The organism is Streptomyces sp. NPDC057854, assembly GCF_042797055.1.
Classification (GTDB): Bacteria; Actinomycetota; Actinomycetes; order Streptomycetales; family Streptomycetaceae; genus Streptomyces.
Map to the genome: position 1 here is coordinate 239,722 of NZ_JBHVMF010000006.1, position 17,053 is coordinate 256,774.

General features: G+C 75.6%; 16 protein-coding genes. 8 read left to right on the forward strand and 8 right to left on the reverse strand.

Features of this window, described 5'->3' with window-relative positions; genetic code table 11:
* Positions 1-50: 50 nt before the first annotated feature.
* From ACFVQZ_RS11800 to miaA, 5 genes are all read right to left on the reverse strand, one after another.
* Positions 51-1,583: a M1 family metallopeptidase gene (locus ACFVQZ_RS11800; protein ID WP_383621306.1), complete on the reverse strand. Its 1,533-nt coding sequence runs from the start codon at positions 1,581-1,583 to the stop codon at positions 51-53.
* A gap of 134 nt (positions 1,584-1,717) precedes the next feature.
* Positions 1,718-3,850, reverse strand: a complete 2,133-nt coding sequence (locus ACFVQZ_RS11805; protein WP_030495077.1) for a bifunctional (p)ppGpp synthetase/guanosine-3',5'-bis(diphosphate) 3'-pyrophosphohydrolase — start codon at positions 3,848-3,850, stop codon at positions 1,718-1,720.
* A gap of 216 nt (positions 3,851-4,066) precedes the next feature.
* Entirely contained in the window at positions 4,067-4,942 is an 876-nt protein-coding gene (gene dapF / locus ACFVQZ_RS11810) for a diaminopimelate epimerase (protein WP_030495076.1), read from the reverse strand.
* 55 nt (positions 4,943-4,997) lie between these two features.
* Positions 4,998-5,450, reverse strand: coding sequence for a hypothetical protein (locus ACFVQZ_RS11815; protein WP_030495075.1), 453 nt, complete (start codon positions 5,448-5,450; stop codon positions 4,998-5,000).
* 108 nt (positions 5,451-5,558) lie between these two features.
* Positions 5,559-6,497, reverse strand: a complete 939-nt coding sequence (gene miaA / locus ACFVQZ_RS11820; protein ID WP_030495074.1) for a tRNA (adenosine(37)-N6)-dimethylallyltransferase MiaA — start codon at positions 6,495-6,497, stop codon at positions 5,559-5,561.
* Positions 6,498-6,668: 171 nt separating this feature from the next.
* Between miaA and ACFVQZ_RS11825 the strand changes: the two genes are divergently transcribed.
* Together ACFVQZ_RS11825 and ACFVQZ_RS11830 are read left to right on the forward strand one after the other, a co-directional pair.
* Entirely contained in the window at positions 6,669-7,031 is a 363-nt protein-coding gene (locus ACFVQZ_RS11825) for a hypothetical protein (protein WP_383621309.1), read from the forward strand.
* Positions 7,032-7,059: 28 nt separating this feature from the next.
* A complete protein-coding gene (locus ACFVQZ_RS11830) occupies positions 7,060-7,350 on the forward strand; it encodes an antitoxin (RefSeq protein WP_030495072.1) in 291 nt (96 codons plus the stop codon).
* A gap of 73 nt (positions 7,351-7,423) precedes the next feature.
* On the opposite strand, the gene ACFVQZ_RS11835 is transcribed toward ACFVQZ_RS11830, so the two are convergent.
* Positions 7,424-8,125, reverse strand: coding sequence for a class III extradiol dioxygenase subunit B-like domain-containing protein (locus ACFVQZ_RS11835; RefSeq protein ID WP_030495071.1), 702 nt, complete (start codon positions 8,123-8,125; stop codon positions 7,424-7,426).
* Positions 8,126-8,240: 115 nt separating this feature from the next.
* Positions 8,241-9,770, reverse strand: coding sequence for a tRNA (N6-isopentenyl adenosine(37)-C2)-methylthiotransferase MiaB (gene miaB, locus ACFVQZ_RS11840; RefSeq protein WP_036414900.1), 1,530 nt, complete (start codon positions 9,768-9,770; stop codon positions 8,241-8,243).
* 131 nt (positions 9,771-9,901) lie between these two features.
* On the opposite strand from miaB, the gene ACFVQZ_RS11845 reads away from it, so the two are divergent.
* The 5 genes from ACFVQZ_RS11845 to ACFVQZ_RS11865 all read left to right on the forward strand — a co-directional run bounded on the left by ACFVQZ_RS11845 (position 9,902) and on the right by ACFVQZ_RS11865 (position 14,297).
* A complete protein-coding gene (locus ACFVQZ_RS11845; RefSeq protein ID WP_383621311.1) occupies positions 9,902-10,933 on the forward strand; it encodes a GlxA family transcriptional regulator in 1,032 nt (343 codons plus the stop codon).
* 103 nt (positions 10,934-11,036) lie between these two features.
* On the forward strand, positions 11,037-11,657 hold the full coding sequence (locus ACFVQZ_RS11850) for a cysteine hydrolase family protein (RefSeq protein ID WP_030495068.1): 621 nt from the start codon (positions 11,037-11,039) through the stop codon (positions 11,655-11,657).
* Between the two features lie 135 nt (positions 11,658-11,792).
* Complete coding sequence (locus ACFVQZ_RS11855; RefSeq protein WP_383621314.1) at positions 11,793-12,455, forward strand: DedA family protein; 663 nt, start codon at positions 11,793-11,795, stop codon at positions 12,453-12,455.
* 10 nt (positions 12,456-12,465) lie between these two features.
* A complete protein-coding gene (locus ACFVQZ_RS11860) occupies positions 12,466-13,662 on the forward strand; it encodes a sensor histidine kinase (protein WP_383621316.1) in 1,197 nt (398 codons plus the stop codon).
* On the forward strand, positions 13,653-14,297 hold the full coding sequence (locus ACFVQZ_RS11865; RefSeq protein WP_383621318.1) for a response regulator: 645 nt from the start codon (positions 13,653-13,655) through the stop codon (positions 14,295-14,297). The genes ACFVQZ_RS11860 and ACFVQZ_RS11865 overlap by 10 nt, the downstream gene beginning before the upstream one ends.
* On the opposite strand, the gene ACFVQZ_RS11870 is transcribed toward ACFVQZ_RS11865, so the two are convergent.
* Positions 14,282-15,481 carry a four-carbon acid sugar kinase family protein gene (locus tag ACFVQZ_RS11870; protein WP_383621320.1) on the reverse strand — a complete coding sequence of 400 codons (1,200 nt, stop codon included), beginning with the start codon at positions 15,479-15,481 and terminating at the stop codon, positions 14,282-14,284. The two genes, ACFVQZ_RS11865 and ACFVQZ_RS11870, sit on opposite strands and share 16 nt — an antisense overlap.
* 558 nt (positions 15,482-16,039) lie before the next feature.
* Between ACFVQZ_RS11870 and ACFVQZ_RS11875 the strand changes: the two genes are divergently transcribed.
* Positions 16,040-17,038 carry a TAXI family TRAP transporter solute-binding subunit gene (locus tag ACFVQZ_RS11875; protein ID WP_030495063.1) on the forward strand — a complete coding sequence of 333 codons (999 nt, stop codon included), beginning with the start codon at positions 16,040-16,042 and terminating at the stop codon, positions 17,036-17,038.
* The last annotated feature ends 15 nt before the right edge of the window (positions 17,039-17,053 follow it).

Here is a 17,053-nt window from a genome sequence, read left to right on the forward strand (position 1 = left end):
CGACCTGACGATGGTGACACGGCCGCGCGGCGCCCGTCACGCGGGTTTCCTCAGCGCTCGGCGTCCGCGGGCGGGAGGCTGCGCCAGTCGGGTTGGCCGGGCATCGGCGGGGTCTTCTCGCCGTACAGCCAGCCGGTGAAGAAGGCGTCGAGCTCGCGTCCGGAGACCTCTTCGGCGAGGGCGGTGAAGTCGGCGGTCGAGGCGACGCCGTCGCGGTGCGCGGCGACCCAGCGCCGCTGGAGGCGGTCGAAGGCGGCGGTGCCGATCTCCTGCCGGAGGGCGTAGAGGACGAGCGCGCTGCCGTCGTAGACGACGGGCCGGAAGAGGCTGAGCTTGGCGCCGGGGGCGGCCGGGCGGGGGGCCGCGGGCGGTCCTCCGGCGGCGCGCCAGCCGTCGGAGGCGGCGTACGCGGCCTTCATGCGCTTCTCCAGGGACTTGCCGGCCGTCTCGTCGGCGTACAGCGCCTCGTACCAGCTGGCGTGTCCCTCGTTGAGCCACAGGTCGGACCAGGTGCGGGGGGAGACGCTGTCGCCGAACCACTGGTGGGCGAGTTCGTGGACCATGATCGCGTCGACGTACCAGGCAGGGAAGCGGGGGTCGGTGAAGAGCCGCCGTTCGAAGAGGGAGAGGGTCTGGGTCTCCAGCTCGAAGCCGGTGGTGGCGTCGGCGACCAGCACGCCGTACGTCTCGAAGGGGTACGGGCCGACCTTGCGTTCCATCCACTCCAGGTGGGCGGGGGTGCGGCGCAGCCAGGGCTCCAGCGTCTCCCGGTCCTGGGCGCGGACGACGTCCCGGACGGGGAGGCCGCGCGGTCCGGTGCGGTGCAGGACGGCGGAGCGGCCGATGGAGACCTGGGCGAGTTCGGTGGCCATGGGGTGGCGGGTGCGATAGGTCCAGGTGGTGGTGGCGCCGTGGGCGACGCGGCCGGCGGGGAGGCCGTTGGCGACGGCGGTCAGCTCGCGCGGGGCGGTGATCCGGAAGGTGAAGGCGGCCTTGTCGGAGGGGTGGTCGTTGGAGGGGAAGACGCGGTGGGCGGCGTCGGCCTGGTTGGCCATGGCGAGGCCGTCGGAGGTGCGGACCCAGCCGCCGTTCTGGGCGGGGCCGCGCGGGTCGCTGGTGTGGCGGACGGTGACGGTGACGGGCTCGCCGGCGTCGATGGGGACGACGGGGGTGATGACGAGGTCCTCGCCGCTGGTCTCGTACGCGGCGGGCAGGCCGTCGACGGTGACGGCGGAGACGGTGCCGTGGGTGAAGTCGAGGTGGAGCCGCTCGAGGTCGGCGGTGGCGAGGGCGTCGACGCGGGTGACGGCAGCGAGCGGTTCGGTGTTCACCCCGGAGTAGGTGAGGGCGATGTCGTAGGCGAGGACGTCGTAGCCGGGGTTGCCGAGGTGGGGGAAGAGCGGGTCGCCGATGCCGAGGGGGGCCGGGGCGGGCTGGGCGGCGGCGACGAGCGCGGCGGAGGCCGCGACGAGCACGGCGGACCGCAGCCACCGCCGGCGGGCGGGCCGCGCGGGGCGGCCGGCGTCGGGCGAGGCGGGCGTGCGGGCGGTGTCCGGACGGACGGGGCGGGAGGTGAGCGGCATGGGCCAGGGCTACCAGGGGCCGCCCCGCCCGCGGTGGCCGACGCGCGCACCCGCCACCCGAAGGGGGCACGTCGTGTGATCACCGGTACGCGCTCCGCACGCGCGCGCGTGCCGCGCCCCGGGCCCGCCGGGTCTCAGAGCCGGTGGGTGCGGCTCACGTCGTAGACGCCGGGGACGTCGCGCATGGCGCGCATGAGGGTCGGGAGCTCGGCGGCGTCGGCGAGCTGCAGGGTGTACGTGTGGCGGACCCGCTGCTCGCTGGGCGGTTCGACGGTGGCGGCGACGACTTCGGCGCCGGCGGTCGCGATGGCCTCGGTGAGGTCGGCGAGGAGGCCGGGGCGGCCGAACGATTCGGCGACCAGGGTGACCCGGCAGTGGGCGGCGTTCCCCCAGCGCACGGGTACGGCGTCCCGGCCGAGCCGCCGCATGACGTCCACGGCGGGACAGCCGGAGCGGTGGGCGGTGACGGCGCCGCCGCGGACCCGGAAGCCGGTGATCGCGTCGGGCGGGACGGGCGTGCAGCAGCCGGCCGGGCGGACCGGGGCCGGCGGGCCGTCGCCGAGGTCGGCGTGCAGGTCGGCGCCGGAGCCGCGGTCGGCGGCGACGCTGAGCGGCGGGCGGGGGGCGGCGGCGGGCTGCTGGGCGGCCTCCGGGTGGGCCTGGAGCCAGCCGGTGATGGCGATCCGGGCGGCGGGGGTGCGGGCGTGGTCCAGCCACGCCGGGGACGGCCCGGAGCCGGCGTCCTGGGCGAGCAGCAGCTGCACGGTGTCGCCGTCGGAGAGGACCGTGCTCAGCGGGGCGAGCCGGCCGTTGACGCGGGCGCCGAGGCAGGCGTGGGCGGCGGCGCCGTGCTGGGCGTAGGCGGCGTCGACGCAGGTGGCGCCGGCGGGCAGCCCGAGGGTGCCGCCGTCGGCGCGGAAGACGGTGATCTCGTGGTCCTCGGCGAGGTCGGCGCGGAGCGAGGACCAGAAGGTGTCGGGGTCGGGCGCGGACTGCTGCCAGGCGAGGAGGCGGGCGAGCCAGCCGGGCCGGGTGGGGTCGGTGCGCTCGGTCTCGTCGGCGGGCGGGGCGGCGGGGTCCGGTTCCTGGCCCACGTGGGGGTTGCCGAGGGCGACGACCCCCGCCTCGGCGACCTTGTGCATGCGGTGGGTGCGGATGAGGACCTCGGCGACGCCGCCGTCGGGGGCGGCGATCGCGGTGTGCAGCGACTGGTAGAGGTTGAACTTCGGGGCGGCGATGAAGTCCTTGAACTCCGAGATGAGGGGGGTGAAGCAGGTGTGCAGCTCGCCGAGGACCGCGTAGCAGTCGGCGTCCTCGGCGACGAGGACGAGGAGCCGCCCGAAGTCGCAGCCGCGCAGCTCGCCGCGCTTGAGCCGGACGCGGTGGACGGAGACGAAGTGGCGGGGCCGGACGAGGACTTCGGCGGCGATGCCGGCCTCACGCAGCACGGTCGCGACCTGGTCGGCGACGGCGGCGAGCGCGTCCGGCGATCCGGAGCCGGTGGCGCCGGCGATGAGCGCGCGGGTGGTCTCGTACTCCTCGGGGTGGAGGATCGCGAAGACCAGGTCCTCCAGTTCGGTCTTGAGGGCCTGGACGCCGAGCCGTTCGGCGAGGGGGATCAGGACGTCCCGGGTGACCTTGGCGATGCGGGCCTGTTTCTCGGGGCGCATGACGCCGAGGGTGCGCATGTTGTGGAGCCGGTCGGCGAGTTTGATCGACATGACCCGCACGTCGTCACCGGTGGCGACGAGCATCTTGCGGAAGGTCTCGGGTTCGGCGGCGGCCCCGTAGTCGATCTTCTCCACCTTGGTGACGCCGTCGACCAGGTACGCGACCTCGTCGCCGAACTCGCGGCGCACCTGATCGAGCGTCACCTCCGTGTCCTCGACGGTGTCGTGGAGGAGAGAGGCGGTCAGGGTCGTGGTCTCGGCGCCGAGTTCGGCGAGGATCAGGGTGACGGCGAGCGGATGGGTGATGTACGGCTCGCCGCTCTTGCGGAACTGGCCCCGGTGCGAGGACTCGGCGAGCACGTACGCCCGGCGCAGCACCGACAGGTCGGCCTCGGGATGGTGGGCCCGGTGCGCCTCGGCGACGTGGCTGATGGCGTCGGGCAGCCGGTCGCGCGGTGCGGGGCCCGCGGTGGCGCCGAGCAGGGCGGCCCGGCCGAGCCTCCGCAGGTCCAGCCGGGCGCGTCCGCGCCTGCGGACGCCCGTGTCGGTGGCCGCGGCCTCGGCCGCGCTCACGGGGTTCGTGGCCTCTGCGCTCATGGGGCACCTCCGGCGACGTCGACCGGCGGTGGACGGGCGGGGAGAGCCCGGAGGGCCGGTGCTTGATGCTACCGACCCCACCACGTGGCGCAGTCACGCTCTCGCCCAGCGTGAATCGGATCACCCATTCGAGCGACGCGCGAGTCGTTGACTGTTTCGATTACGCCCTCCGGCCGCGCCCACGGCACCGCCCGGAGAGCGCCCGGCCCCGCTGTTTCAGGCCTGCGCGAGCCAGGAGGGCTCCAGGGTGCCCTCGGCGACGATGACGGCCGGTCCGGTCATCTCGATCTGTCCGTCGGGGTGCTCGGTGATGACGAGGGTGCCGCCGAGCACGTCGACGGTGTACGTGACGGGGGCGCCGGTCTCGGCGGGGTCCGCGCCGTCGCGGCGGGCGGTGGCGACGGCGACGGCGCAGGCGCCGGTGCCGCAGGAGCGGGTCTCGGCGGCGCCGCGCTCGTGCACCCGCATGGCGACGTGGCGGGGGCCCCGGTCGGCGACGAACTCGATGTTGACCCCGTCGGGGTAGACGGAGGCGGGCTCGTACGGCGGCTCGTCGTACAGGGTCCCGGCGTGCGCGAGGTCCTCGACGAAGGCGACCGCGTGCGGATTGCCCATGTTCACGTTCCGCGCGGGCCAGCTGCGCCCGTCGACGGTGACCGTGACGCCCTCGTCGGGGAGCACGGCCCGGCCCATGGCGACGGTGACGGAGCCGTCCTTGTCGAGGTGGACGTGCTTGACGCCGCCGCGGGTGGCGACGGCGACCTCGCCGGCGGTGACGTGGCCGGCGTGCTCCAGGTAGCGGGCGAAGACCCGGACGCCGTTGCCGCACATCTCGGCGACGGTGCCGTCGGCGTTCCGGTAGTCCATGAACCACTCGGCCTCGCCGGCCATGGCGCGGGCCTCGGGGTGGGCGGCGCTGCGCACGACGTGCAGCACGCCGTCGCCGCCGAGGCCGGCGCGGCGGTCGCAGAGCCGGGCGACGAGGGCGGGGGGCAGGTCGATCTCGTTCTCCGCGTCGGGGACGATCACGAAGTCGTTCTCGGTGCCGTGGCCCTTGAGATAGCGGAGCGGGGTGGTCTGCGTGCTGGTCACGCGATCAACTGTACGGTGCCGCGCGGACCGGGGTTCCGGTTGTCCACAGGGTGGCTCAGCGGAGCCGGGCGACCCGCCAGACCGCCAGCGCGACGAGGGCCGCGATGCTGGTCACGTACAGGGTGAGGACCCGCCAGTCCGGCCGCTCGCCGGAGCCGCGCTTCGGCAGCCCCGGCCAGGTGTAGCCGACCTTGCGGGCGGCCATCATGCCCCAGCCGGCGGCGCAGAAGCTGATCAGCAGTCCCAGCATGGCGACGACCGCGCCACCGTCGCCGGAGCCGAAGGCCAGCGGGAAGGCGAACATCAGGGAGCCGACGGCGGCGAGGCCCACGATCGGGGCGAGCTGCCAGATCCGCAGCAGGCGCCGGGGGCGCAGCTCGACCTCCACCTCGCCCGCGTCGACCTCGACCGCGGAGCCCTCGGCGTCGTCGGGCCCGTCGGGCGTCAGCCCCGGGGCAGCCCCGGGCACCGACTCGTGCTGTTCTCTGTCGCGAGGGCCGGCCTCCATCGCCACGCGCCCTCCCCACTCGGACTCCACTTGGTCGATCGATGCTCGATGATGGCACGCTCCCGACCGTCGAAATGACGGGCAGGGCGTCCCGATGCCATCACGTGATCAGGCTGTAACCGCTCGTTCGACCAACGACAGCGCCTCCCGCGGGAGTTCCCCGCGGTCCGCGGCGGCGCCGCTGAGCCAGTGGACCCGCGGGTCGCGGCGGAACCACGAGTCCTGGCGGCGGGCGAAGCGCTTGGTGGCGCGGACGGTCTCGGCGCGCGCCTCGTCCTCGGTGCACTCCCCGGCGAGCGCCGCGAGCACCTGCTGGTAGCCGAGCGCGCGGGAGGCCGTGCGCCCCTCGCGCAGTCCGACCGCCTCCAGGGCGCGGACCTCGTCGACGAGCCCGGCCTCCCACATGCGGTCCACGCGCGTGGTGATCCGCTCGTCGAGCTCGGGCCGGGCCACGTCGACGCCGATCTGCACGGTGTCGTAGACGGACTCGTGGCCGGGGAGGTTGGCGGTGAAGGGCTTGCCGGTGATCTCGATGACCTCCAGAGCCCGGACGATCCGGCGGCCGTTGCTGGGGAGGATCGCGCGCGCCGCCTCGGGGTCGGCGGCGGCCAGCCGGGCGTGCAGGACGCCGGAGCCGCGCTCGTCGAGCTCCGCCTCCAGACGGGCCCGGACGTCGGGGTCGGTGCCGGGGAACTCCAGGGCGTCCACGGCGCCGCGTACGTACAGGCCGGAGCCGCCGACGAGGACGGGGGTACGGCCTTCGGCGAGCAGGCGGTCGATCTCGGCGCGGGCGAGCCGCTGGTACTCGGCGACGCTGGCGGCCTCGGTGACGTCCCAGATGTCGAGGAGGTGGTGCGGGACGCCCCCGCGCTCCTCCGGCGTCAGTTTGGCGGTCCCGATGTCCATCCCGCGGTAGAGCTGCATCGAGTCGGCGTTGACGACCTCGCCGCCGAGCTGCTGGGCCAGGTACACGCCCAGATCGGACTTTCCGGCCGCCGTGGGGCCGACGACGGCGATGACCCGCGGTGCGGGAGCTGCGCTTCTCACCGTCCCAGTCTCGCAAACCTCGGGAGGGGTCCCCGAACGAGCGACGTGACAGGGGGGTCGGGGGCTCGTTGCCCGGGAGTGGTTCCGGCCGATGTTCCGTGGTGTTCCGGCCGTGTTCCCGCCGCCGCTCCCCCGCGCGGCACCCCCTGACGAGTACGCTGAGGAGTGAATATGGACGTTTTCGCTATGTTTCGCCGGAACCGGAAGAGGAAGGGCACGGCGGAGGACGGGCCCGAGGCCGCCGCGACGGCCGCGGTGGCGGTCGCGGTGACCGAGACCGGTGTGACGGAGGAGACCGCTGTGACGGACGAGTCCGGGGCGGCGGAGAGCGGCGGGACGGAAGGGCCGGTGACCCGGATTCCGGTCGCGGGCGTGACCGTCCCGGCGGAGTCCGGACCGCCGGAGGCCGCCGCCGAGGCGGACGCCGACGGGGCCGGGGCCGACGCGGAGGTCGCGGAGGTCGTGGAGATCCCGCGGCAGCAGTCGACGGCGACGGCCGTCGGCGGCGAGACCGGCGAGGCCGCCCGCAGGTAGGCAGGACACGGACACGGAGAGGTGCCCCATGGGTCTCATGGATTCACTGAAGGCCAAGCTGGGCCCGGCCAAGCACAAGGTCGCCGACCTCGCGCAGCAGCACGGGGACAAGATCGACCAGGGCCTGGACAAGGCCGCGCGGATGGTCGACGAGAGGACCAAGGGCAAGTACAGCGACAAGATCCAGTCCGGTACCGGCAAGGCCAAGGACGCCCTCGACCGGATCGGGCACAAGGACGACGGCACGCCCGGCGACGGCACGCCCGGACGGGGCACGCCCGGCGACGGCACTCCCCCGCCCGCGCCTCCGGCCGCCTGAGCCGGGCCCGTGAGGGCGGTGGCCGCGGAGCACGTCTCCGCGGCCACCGCCCTTTCCCGTGGCCGGGTCCGCGTCAGGACCAGACGGCGACCAGGTACCCCACGCCGTACGGGGCGTCCTCGTGCAGGAGCCGCCCCGCCAGTCCCGCGCCCTCGGCCGCGCCCGCGAGGACCTGCCACGGCGCGCGCCCGGCCGCCTTGAGCTCGTACGCGAGGGAGGCGTCGAGCGCGAGGACGCCGGGCACGTCGGCGGCGCCCAGGGCCCGGGCGGCCTCGGCGTCGAAGCCGGCGGCGCGCTCGTCGAGGTAGCCGGGGGCCTTCACGGTCCGGCAGGCGCTGCCGTCGCCCAGGACGAGCAGCGCGACCCGCTCTCCGGCGCCGGCCAGCAGCCGGCCGGTCTCCGCGCACTCCTCCGTCCCGGCCCGCTCGGCGATCCCGAGCCCTTCGACGGGTACGTCGGAGCGGGTACGGGAGAGCAGCCAGGCGCCGACGGCGAGCGGGGCCGGCAGCGCCCGCCCCCCGGGGCCGTCGCCGAGCCGCACGGTGAGGTCGACGCCGAATCCGGCGAAGGAGCCGGCGGAACCGGCCGGGAACGCGCCCGTGGCGCCCTCCGGGGCCGGCCCGACGACGACGAGCCGGTCGGGCCGGGCGGCGGCGAGCACCCCGAGGGCGTCCGCGCAGTGCTCGCGCACGGCGTCCAGCTCGGGGGCGGCGCCGCCGGCGACCTCGGGCACGAGGAGCGGCGGGCAGGGGCACACGGCTGCGGCGACAAGCATGATCCGCAGCCTACTGCCCCGGCAGCCGGGCGCACGGCGTCGCCGACCGGCTCCTCCGGGCGCGGGTCTCGGTCAGTGCCCCGGCCGCCCGGGGCGCGGTCTCAGTGTGTCGCGCTCAGTGTGCCGCGCCGCAGGCCGGGGTCTCGGCGGCCGGGAGCGGGTCCGGGACGCCGATCTTCGGGAGGCCGAGCAGCACGCCGGCCGGCTTCGCGGCGGCGGCCGCCTGGCGCTTCTCCCAGGCGTCGCCCGCGCGGGTGCGGCGGACGGCGGTGGTGGGGCCCTCGGCGAGGAGGTGGTGCGGAGCGGCGTAGGTGATCTCGACGGTCACCACGTCGCCGGGGCGCACGTCCTGCTCGGGCTTGGTGAAGTGGACGAGCCGGTTGTCGGGGGCGCGGCCCGAGAGGCGGTGGGTCTCGCCGTCCTTGCGGCCCTCGCCCTCGGCGACCATGACCTCCAGGGTGCGGCCGACCTGCTTCTTGTTCTCGTCCCAGGAGATCTCCTCCTGGAGGGCGACCAGGCGCTCGTAGCGGGCCTGCACGACCTCCTTGGGGATCTGGCCGTCCATCTCGGCGGCCGGGGTGCCGGGGCGCTTGGAGTACTGGAAGGTGAAGGCGTTCGCGAAGCGGGCCTCGCGGACCACGTGCAGGGTCTGCTCGAAGTCCTCCTCGGTCTCGCCGGGGAAGCCCACGATGATGTCGGTGGAGATCGCCGCGTGCGGGATCGCCGCCCGGACCTTCTCGATGATCCCGAGGAAACGCTCCTGCCGGTAGGAGCGGCGCATCGCCTTGAGGACCGTGTCCGAGCCGGACTGGAGCGGCATGTGCAGCTGCGGCATCACGTTCGGCGTCTCGGCCATGGCGGCGATGACGTCGTCGGTGAAGTCGCGCGGGTGCGGGGAGGTGAAGCGGACCCGCTCCAGGCCCTCGATCTCGCCGCAGGCGCGCAGCAGCTTGCTGAACGCCTCGCGGTCGCCGAGGTCGGAGCCGTACGCGTTCACGTTCTGGCCGAGCAGGGTGATCTCGGAGACGCCCTCGGCGACCAGCGCCTCGATCTCGGCGAGGATGTCGCCGGGGCGGCGGTCCTCCTCCTTGCCGCGCAGGGCGGGCACGATGCAGAAGGTGCAGGTGTTGTTGCAGCCGACCGAGATGGAGACCCAGGCCGCGTACGCCGACTCGCGGCGGGTCGGCAGGGTGGAGGGGAACGCCTCCAGGGACTCGGCGATCTCGACCTGCGCCTCCTGCTGGACGCGGGCGCGCTCCAGCAGGACCGGCAGCTTGCCGATGTTGTGGGTGCCGAAGACCACGTCGACCCAGGGGGCCCGCTTCACGATGGTGTCGCGGTCCTTCTGGGCCAGGCAGCCGCCGACGGCGATCTGCATGCCGGGGCGGGCGGTCTTCATCGGGGCGAGGTGGCCGAGGTTGCCGTACAGCTTGTTGTCGGCGTTCTCGCGGACCGCGCAGGTGTTGAAGACGACGACGTCGGCGCCGTCGGAACCCTCGGGGGCGCGGACGTAGCCCGCCTCCTCCAGCAGACCGGAGAGCCGCTCGGAGTCGTGGACGTTCATCTGACACCCGTAGGTGCGGATCTCGTAACTCTTGGTCGCTTGGACGTCCACTGCGGGGCTCCGGTCGCTGCTGATGGTCATGGTTCAAGAGTAGGCGGTCCCGGAGACCCCGACGGCCGCCCGCTCCCGCCCCGGCCCTCCCGCCGCGCGTGTCCGGATGTGACAGGGAATCGTCATTGCCGTCACCCGGCGGCGCGGGCGAAGGTGGGGGCATGTCCGAGACGCACTCCACCCCGGCCCCCGGCGGGCAGCCCGTCCACCGGGTGGTCGTCGCCGTCTTCCCCGACGTGGACCTCCTCGACGTCACCGGACCGGCCGAGGTCTTCGCGCTGGCCAACCGGGAGGCGGGCGGCCCCGACCGCTACCGGGTGCGGCTCGCCGCGCCCGGCGGCGCCGGGGAGGTGCGGACCTCGGCGGGGGTGCGGCTGCTCGCGGACCTCGGCTTCGACGAGGTCGGCGCGGACGTGGACACGCTCCTCGTGCCGGGGGCGGTCGACCCGGCGCCGGACGGCGGGGTCGTCGCCCGGCTCGACCCGGAGGTCGTGGACTGGGTGCGGGCGACCGCGCCGCACGCCCGCCGGGTGGCGTCGGTCTGCGTCGGCGCGCACGTCCTGGCGGCGGCCGGCCTGCTCGACGGCAGGACCGCGACGACCCACTGGTCGACGGCCGCGCAACTGGCGGCGGCGCACCCGGAGGTCGCCGTCGACCCTGATCCGATCTTCGTCCGGGCGGACCGGGGACGGCTCTGGACCGGGGCCGGGATCAGCGCCTGTCTCGACCTGTCCCTCGCCCTGGTGGCGGAGGACCTGGGCGAGGAGACGGCGCTCGCGGTCGCCCGGCAGCTCGTGATGTATCTGAAGCGGCAGGGCGGGCAGAGCCAGTTCTCGGTGCCGCTGAGCCGTCCGGCGACCGGCCGGAGGGACATCGACGAGCTGCGGCTGTGGATCGCGGACCACCTGGACGGCGACCTGTCCACGGAGCGGCTGGCCGGCCGGATGTGCCTGAGCGAGCGGCACTTCGCCCGGGTCTTCGCGCAGGAGACGGGGTCGAGCCCCGCCGCCTACGTGGAGGCGGCCCGGATCGAGGCGGCCCGGCGCCATCTGGAGACCTCGGACGCGCCGCTCGCGGAGGTGGCGGCGCGGGCGGGGCTCGGCTCGGTGGAGACCCTGCACCGGGCGTTCCGCCGGCAGCTCGCGACCACGCCCGCGGCGTACCGCCGCCGGTTCCGCACCGGGGCCCGCTGACCCGGACGTCTTCCGCCCGTACGCCGGAGCGGTGACCCTCCACCTTTCCCACGCACACCCCTTTTGCCCTCATTCGCCTCTTTTCTCTCACGAAAGGCTCGACATGACCGTCGCTCCCTCCACTCCCCTGCGCTCCCTCTCCGGCCTGTCCGACGAGCCGGCCCGGCTCTCCGAGGCGGTGCTGATCCTCATCGACGTCCAGAACACCTACCGCTCCGGCGTGATGGCGCTGGAGGGCGCCGAGGAGGCCGTCGCCGAGGCGGCGCGGCTGCTCGCCCGGGCCCGGGCGGCCGGCACCCCGGTCGTGCACATCCAGCACGACAGCGGCGAGGGATCCCCGTACGACCTCACCGCGCACGTCGGCGCGATCAGCGACGAGGTCGCGCCGGCCGACGGCGAGCCGGTCGTGGTGAAGAACTTCCCGAACGCCTTCCACGCCACCGACCTGGAGAAGGTCCTCACCGGCCTCGGTTTCGCGGCGGGCAGCGGCAAGGACCTGGTGCTCGCCGGGTTCATGACGCACATGTGCGTCAACTACACCGCCCAGGCGGCGTTCAACCTGGGCTACCGGCCGACCGTCGTCGCCGAGGCCACCGCCACCCGGGCGCTGACCGCGCCGGACGGCACGGTCGTGCCCGCCGCTGAGCTCAAGCGGGCCGCGCTGACCGGGCTGACCGACGTGTTCGCCGTGGTGGTGCCCACGGCGGCGGACCTGCCGGCCTGAGCCCTCCGGCGCCCTGCGGTTTTCCGCAGGGCGCCGGGCGGGAAGGCGCATACCGCCTCCGAGCAGCCGTTCCTAGCGTGGGGAAGGTCCCCCGGCACGTCCGCCGGGGGCCTTCCCCACTGCCATGGAGGGCTCATGACGCCGTTCCCGACCGCTCTCGCCCAGGAGCCCGCCGGCGGCATCGCCGGCTGGGCGGCCGGCCTCGTCGACTCGCTCGGCGGGCCGGGCGCGGGCTTCGCCATCGCGCTGGAGAACCTCTTCCCGCCGCTGCCGAGCGAGGTGATCCTGCCGCTGACCGGCTTCGCCGCCGGGCAGGGCGTGCTGAGCCTCGCCTCCGCCCTGTTCTGGACGACGCTCGGCTCGGTGGTGGGCGCGCTGGCCCTGTACGGCATCGGCGCGCTCTTCGGCCGCGACCGGATGTACGCGCTGTGGGCCCGGCTGCCGCTGGTGAAGGTGACGGACCTGGAGCGGACCGAGGCGTGGTTCCGGCGGCACGGCACCAAGGCGGTCCTGCTCGGCCGGATGGTGCCGATCTTCCGCAGCCTGATCTCGGTGCCCGCGGGGGTGGAGCGGATGCCGGTCCCGCTGTTCGTGCTCCTCACCACCGTCGGCAGCCTGGTCTGGAACAGCGTCCTGGTCGGGGCCGGCTACGCCCTCGGCGACCGCTGGGAACTGGTCGAGTCGTACGTGGGCGTCGCCTCCAAGGCCGTCGTCGTGCTGGTCGTCGCCGCCGCCGCGACCTGGCTCGTCGTACGCCTCCGGGGGCGCGGCGCGGAGCCGCGGCACCGCCGCGCCTAGGGTGGGCGGCGTGCAGCGACGGGAAGACGGCCGGGGCCGGTTCGGGGCGCGCCGGGCGGCGGGGGTGCTGGCCGGGTGCCTGACGGCGCCGGTGGGGCTGCTGTACCTGCTGGTGGCCGGGGTCGCGCTCGGCGGACCCCTGTTGTGGCCGCGGACGCGGACGCGCTCCCTGGAGCTGCTCGGCGCCGGGGCCCGGCGGCTCGCGGGCCTGGAGCGCAGGCGGCGGGAGCGCTTCTTCGGCGACCGGTTCCCCGAGGCGTACGCGTACGGGAATGAGGGCGCTTACCGGAGCGAGGGCGCGGGTGCGGCCGGCGCGGTGCGGTATCTGGCGGTCCGGTCCTGGACGGGGCTCGTCTGCGCGGTCGTGCTGGCGCTGCTCGGCTTCGGGCTGGTCCTCGCGGTGCTGCTGGCCGGCGGTGTGGCGCGCGGCGCGTTCGGGCCCGGCGAGCTGCTGGCGCAGGTCGTGCTCGGCGGCGTGCTGCTGTTCCTGGGGCTCCAGGGGCTGTACGCGCTGACCGCGCTCGACGCGCGGCTGGCGCGGGAGCACTTCGGGCCGTCGGAGCGGGAGTTGCTGCGGCGCCGGATCGACGAGCTGTCGGTCAGCCGGGCGGCCGTCGTCAAGGCGGTGGACGCGGAGCGGCGGCGGATCGAGCGGGACCTCCACGACGGGGTGCAGCAGCGGCTCGTGGCGCTCGCCATGCTGATCGGGCGGGCCCGCCGGGGCGGTGCCCGGGACCCGGAGCGGGCGGCGGACCTGCTGGGGCAGGCGCACCGGGAGGCTCAGGAGGTGCTGGCCGAACTGCGCGAGGTGGCCTGGCGGGTGTACCCGTCGGCGCTGGACAGCCTCGGCCTGGAGGAGGCGCTCGGCGGGGTGGCGCAGCGGTGCGCGCTGCCGCTGCGGATCGCGTACGAGGTGACGGGGCCGCTGCCCCGCCCGGTGGAGACGGCCGCGTACTTCGTCGTCTCCGAGGCCGTCACCAACGCGGCCAAGCACGCGGACGCCTCCGCCGTCTCCGTACGGGTCGCGGCGGCGCCCGGCGGTCCGCTGACCGTGCGGATCGAGGACGACGGCCGGGGCGGCGCGGACCCGGCGGGCTCCGGCCTGACGGGGCTGCGCGGGCGGGTCGCCGCGCTCGACGGCGTCCTGCGGATCGACAGCCCCCTCGGGGGACCCACCACCATCGTCGCGGAGCTGCCGTGCGTGTGATCCTGGCCGAGGACTCGACCCTGCTGCGGGAGGGACTGGCCCGCCTGCTCGCGGAGGAGGGGCACGAGGTCGCCGGAGCGTTCGGCGACGCGGAGACGCTGGTCGCGGAGGCGGAGACGCTCCGGCCCGACGTGGTCGTGGTGGACATCCGGATGCCGCCGACCCACACCGACGAGGGCCTGCGGGCGGCCGTGGAGATCCGTGAACGGCTTCCGGGGACGGGCGTCCTGGTGCTCTCCCAGCACGTCGAGCGCAGCTACGCGGCCCGGCTGCTTGCGGCCGGCGCCGAGCGGGTCGGCTATCTGCTGAAGGACCGGGTGGCGCAGGTCGAGGAGTTCCTGGACGCGCTGGAGCGGATCCACGCGGGCGGCGCGGCGATCGACCCGGAGGTCGTCCGGCAGCTGGTGGTCCGCAGCGCGCACGCCGATCCGCTGGCCCGGCTGACCGCGCGGGAGCGCGACGTGCTCCAGGTGCTGGCGGAGGGGTACACGAACGCGGCGATCGCACGGCGGCTGCACCTGTCGCTGAGCGCGGTGGAGAAGCACCTCAACGCGGTCTTCGACAAGCTGGAGCTGCGCGGGACCGAGGGCCACAGCCCCCGGATCCTCGCGGTGCTGCGCTATCTGGAGGCGTGACCGGCGGCCGGGGCGCCGGTGAGCAGGGCGTGCAGGCGCAGCAGGGTGCGGTCGTCGCCGAAGCCGCCGGCCTTGATGACGACCGGGACGGGGGCGAGGCCGGCGGGTCCGGCGAGGGTGCCGCGGGCGATGCCGGGTTCGGGTTCGTCGTGGAGGTCGATGCCGTGGGCGCCGAGCGCGCGCAGCACGGCCTCGGCGGTCTCGCCGCCGGTGAGCACCAGCCCGTCGAAGGGCGCCCGGTCTGCGAGGGCCGCGACGGAGGCGGCGAGCCCGCGGGTCAGCTCGGCGGGGTCCGCCCGGCGTTCGTGGGGCGTGTGGAGGACGCGTACGGGCGTGTCGGCGGCCCCCAGCGGCGCGGCGGTGTCGGCGCTGACCGCGCCGGGCGCGGCGGCGAGCAGGTCGAGCTGGCGGCGGGTGGCGGGGTTGGCGCTGCCGACGGCGACCAGCGGGCGTGCGGCGGGCGGGAGTTCCGCGGTGGCGCTCAGGGGGCCGGTGGGGGCGTGGTGGCGGGCGAGGGCGGCGGCCAGGCCCGGGGAGCCGACCCACAGGACGTCCCCGTGGTCGGGCACGGCGGCGACGATCCGGTCCAGGTCGGCGTCGGTGGCGGCGGAGCAGACGAACAGCCCGCCGTCCGCGAGGAGTCCGGGCAGCGCCCCGGTCCGGTCGGGGTCGACGAGGACGGCGTCCGGGAGGATCCGGGCGAGGTCGGCGGTCCGGACGGGGTGGGCGGGGTCGCGGGCGAACTCGCTCGCGTCGACGCGCACCCCGCGCACGTACTGGACGCCGGCGCGCGTCGTGCGCCCCTCGGCGGGGAACGCGGGGGCGATCACCACCGACCGCCGGCCCGCGCCCTCCCGCGCGGCGCGGATCTCGGCGGCCACGTGGCCGCGCAGGGTCGAGTCGACGGTCTTGAGCAGCAGCCCCGCACCGGCCAGGGCGCGGGCCGCCTCCCGGGTGCGGTCGGCGGCCCCGTCCTCGTCCAGGAGCCGGGTGCCGAGGTCCACGGCGAGGACGCCGTCCTCCTGCCCGTGCCCGGCGAGCGGGCTGCCGGACAGCAGGACCCGCGCCCGGTGCCCGGCCCGCCGGAAGGGCGCCGCCCCGTCCCCCGCGCTGGTCAGGTCGTCGGCGAGGACGGCGACGCGCGGCGGGGCGACGGGCGGGACGACGGGACGGACGGGGCACATGGGCGGCTTCCTCGGGTCGTACGGGAGCGGGCGGACGGGCGACTGGCGGTGGCGGGCGGTGCGGCGAACGGGACCGGCATCGGTGACGTACCAACCCACCCCGCCCCGGCTCCACCCTCCCCCGCCCCGGCCCGCCCGGTCCAGCGCCCGCGGGCCACCGGCCGCGGTCGGGCGCCCGTGGTCCGGCGCCCGCTCCCCGGCGCACGCGGGCGTGCCGAAGCTCCCGGGGGACTGGGGGTCGGCCGCTCGGCGGGGGCCAGGGGCGCGGCCGGGGAGGCCGGGCGGGCAGGGGAACCGCCGTCAAGATCACCGAGCGTTGTCCGACGCTAACCGGGCGGACCCCGCCGCCCCCGCAGGACACACGCCGCGGCACCCCTCCGGCGCTCCGCTCACCACTTCGGCGGAGCGCGGTCCGCAGCGCGCGGACCCGTGCCGGGTGGCGCACCGTGCCGCCCCCGCCTCCGTCCGCCGCCGGGCACTGCCGCGCCGCGCACGTCACAGCCGCCGGGGCCCGGCCGCCCTGGCCAGGGGCGCGGCCCACCTGGCAGGATCGCAGACATGGCCCCCTCGCTCACCCGCTCCGCCCGCCGCCGCGCCCTCGCGCTCGCGGTCGCGCTGCTCGCGGTCGTCGGGGGCGTGCTGTGGTGGCTGGCGCCCTTCGGGACCTCGACGCCCAGCGGCTCGATCACCTTCAGCACCGGCGTCCGCTCCGGGGTCTACCAGCACTACGGCGAGCTGCTCAAGAAGGCCATGGCCGAGGACCTGCCGGACGTGACGATCACCCTCCAGGACAGCGAGGGCTCCCAGCAGAACCTGGCGCGGGTCGCCTCCGGGGAGGCCGACTTCACCGTCGCGACCGCCGACGCCGTGGCGCAGTACATCCGCGACCGCCGGCCGGGCTTCGAGCGGCTGCGCGGGTGCGCCCGGCTCTACGACGACTACGTGCAGGTCGTCGTGCGCAAGGGGTCGTCGGCCCAGACCGTCTCCGACCTGCGGGGCCTGCGGGTCGGCGTCGGGCAGGACGGCTCGGGCGTGCGGCTGATCGCGGACCGGGTCCTCGCGGCGGCCGGGCTGACGCCGACGCGGGACGTGACGGCGGTGCCGGTCGGCATCGACGCCATGCCGGAGATGCTGGAGCGCGGCGAGCTCGACGCCTTCTTCTGGTCCGGCGGGCTGCCGACGCTGGCGGTGCAGAAGCTGTCGGAGCGGACCCCGGTCCGGCTGGTCCCGATGGACGCCCCGCTCGTGGACGCGCTGCGGGACGTCGGCGACTCCACCCGGCACTACCGCTCCGCGACGATCCCCGCCGACGCCTACGCGGCCGCGCAGGACGGGCAGGAGGTGCAGACGCTGGCGGTGGCGAACCTGATGGTGACGACGGCCGACGCCGACGCGGACCTGGTGGAGGGGTTCACCCGCTCGGTGATCGCCAGCCGGGACAGCATCGGCAGCCAGGTGCACCCGGCGCAGCTGGTGGACCTGCGGACGGCCGTCTACACCGAACCCCTGTCGCTCCACGAGGGCGCCCGCCGCTACTACCGGTCGGTCAAGCCCTGAGGACCGTACGCCCGG

Coding starts and splice junctions, on each gene's coding strand:
- ACFVQZ_RS11855 (WP_383621314.1), top strand. CDS start 11,793: ATGACGCCGTTCCCGACCGCTCTCGCCCAGGAGCCCGCCGGCGGCATC.
- ACFVQZ_RS11815 (WP_030495075.1), bottom strand. CDS start 5,450: ATGGAGGCCGGCCCTCGCGACAGAGAACAGCACGAGTCGGTGCCCGGG.
- ACFVQZ_RS11805 (WP_030495077.1), bottom strand. CDS start 3,850: ATGAGCGCAGAGGCCACGAACCCCGTGAGCGCGGCCGAGGCCGCGGCC.
- ACFVQZ_RS11825 (WP_383621309.1), top strand. CDS start 6,669: ATGGACGTTTTCGCTATGTTTCGCCGGAACCGGAAGAGGAAGGGCACG.
- ACFVQZ_RS11800 (WP_383621306.1), bottom strand. CDS start 1,583: ATGCCGCTCACCTCCCGCCCCGTCCGTCCGGACACCGCCCGCACGCCC.
- miaB (WP_036414900.1), bottom strand. CDS start 9,770: ATGACCATCAGCAGCGACCGGAGCCCCGCAGTGGACGTCCAAGCGACC.
- ACFVQZ_RS11835 (WP_030495071.1), bottom strand. CDS start 8,125: ATGCTTGTCGCCGCAGCCGTGTGCCCCTGCCCGCCGCTCCTCGTGCCC.
- ACFVQZ_RS11875 (WP_030495063.1), top strand. CDS start 16,040: ATGGCCCCCTCGCTCACCCGCTCCGCCCGCCGCCGCGCCCTCGCGCTC.
- ACFVQZ_RS11850 (WP_030495068.1), top strand. CDS start 11,037: ATGACCGTCGCTCCCTCCACTCCCCTGCGCTCCCTCTCCGGCCTGTCC.
- ACFVQZ_RS11870 (WP_383621320.1), bottom strand. CDS start 15,481: ATGTGCCCCGTCCGTCCCGTCGTCCCGCCCGTCGCCCCGCCGCGCGTC.
- ACFVQZ_RS11830 (WP_030495072.1), top strand. CDS start 7,060: ATGGGTCTCATGGATTCACTGAAGGCCAAGCTGGGCCCGGCCAAGCAC.
- ACFVQZ_RS11845 (WP_383621311.1), top strand. CDS start 9,902: ATGTCCGAGACGCACTCCACCCCGGCCCCCGGCGGGCAGCCCGTCCAC.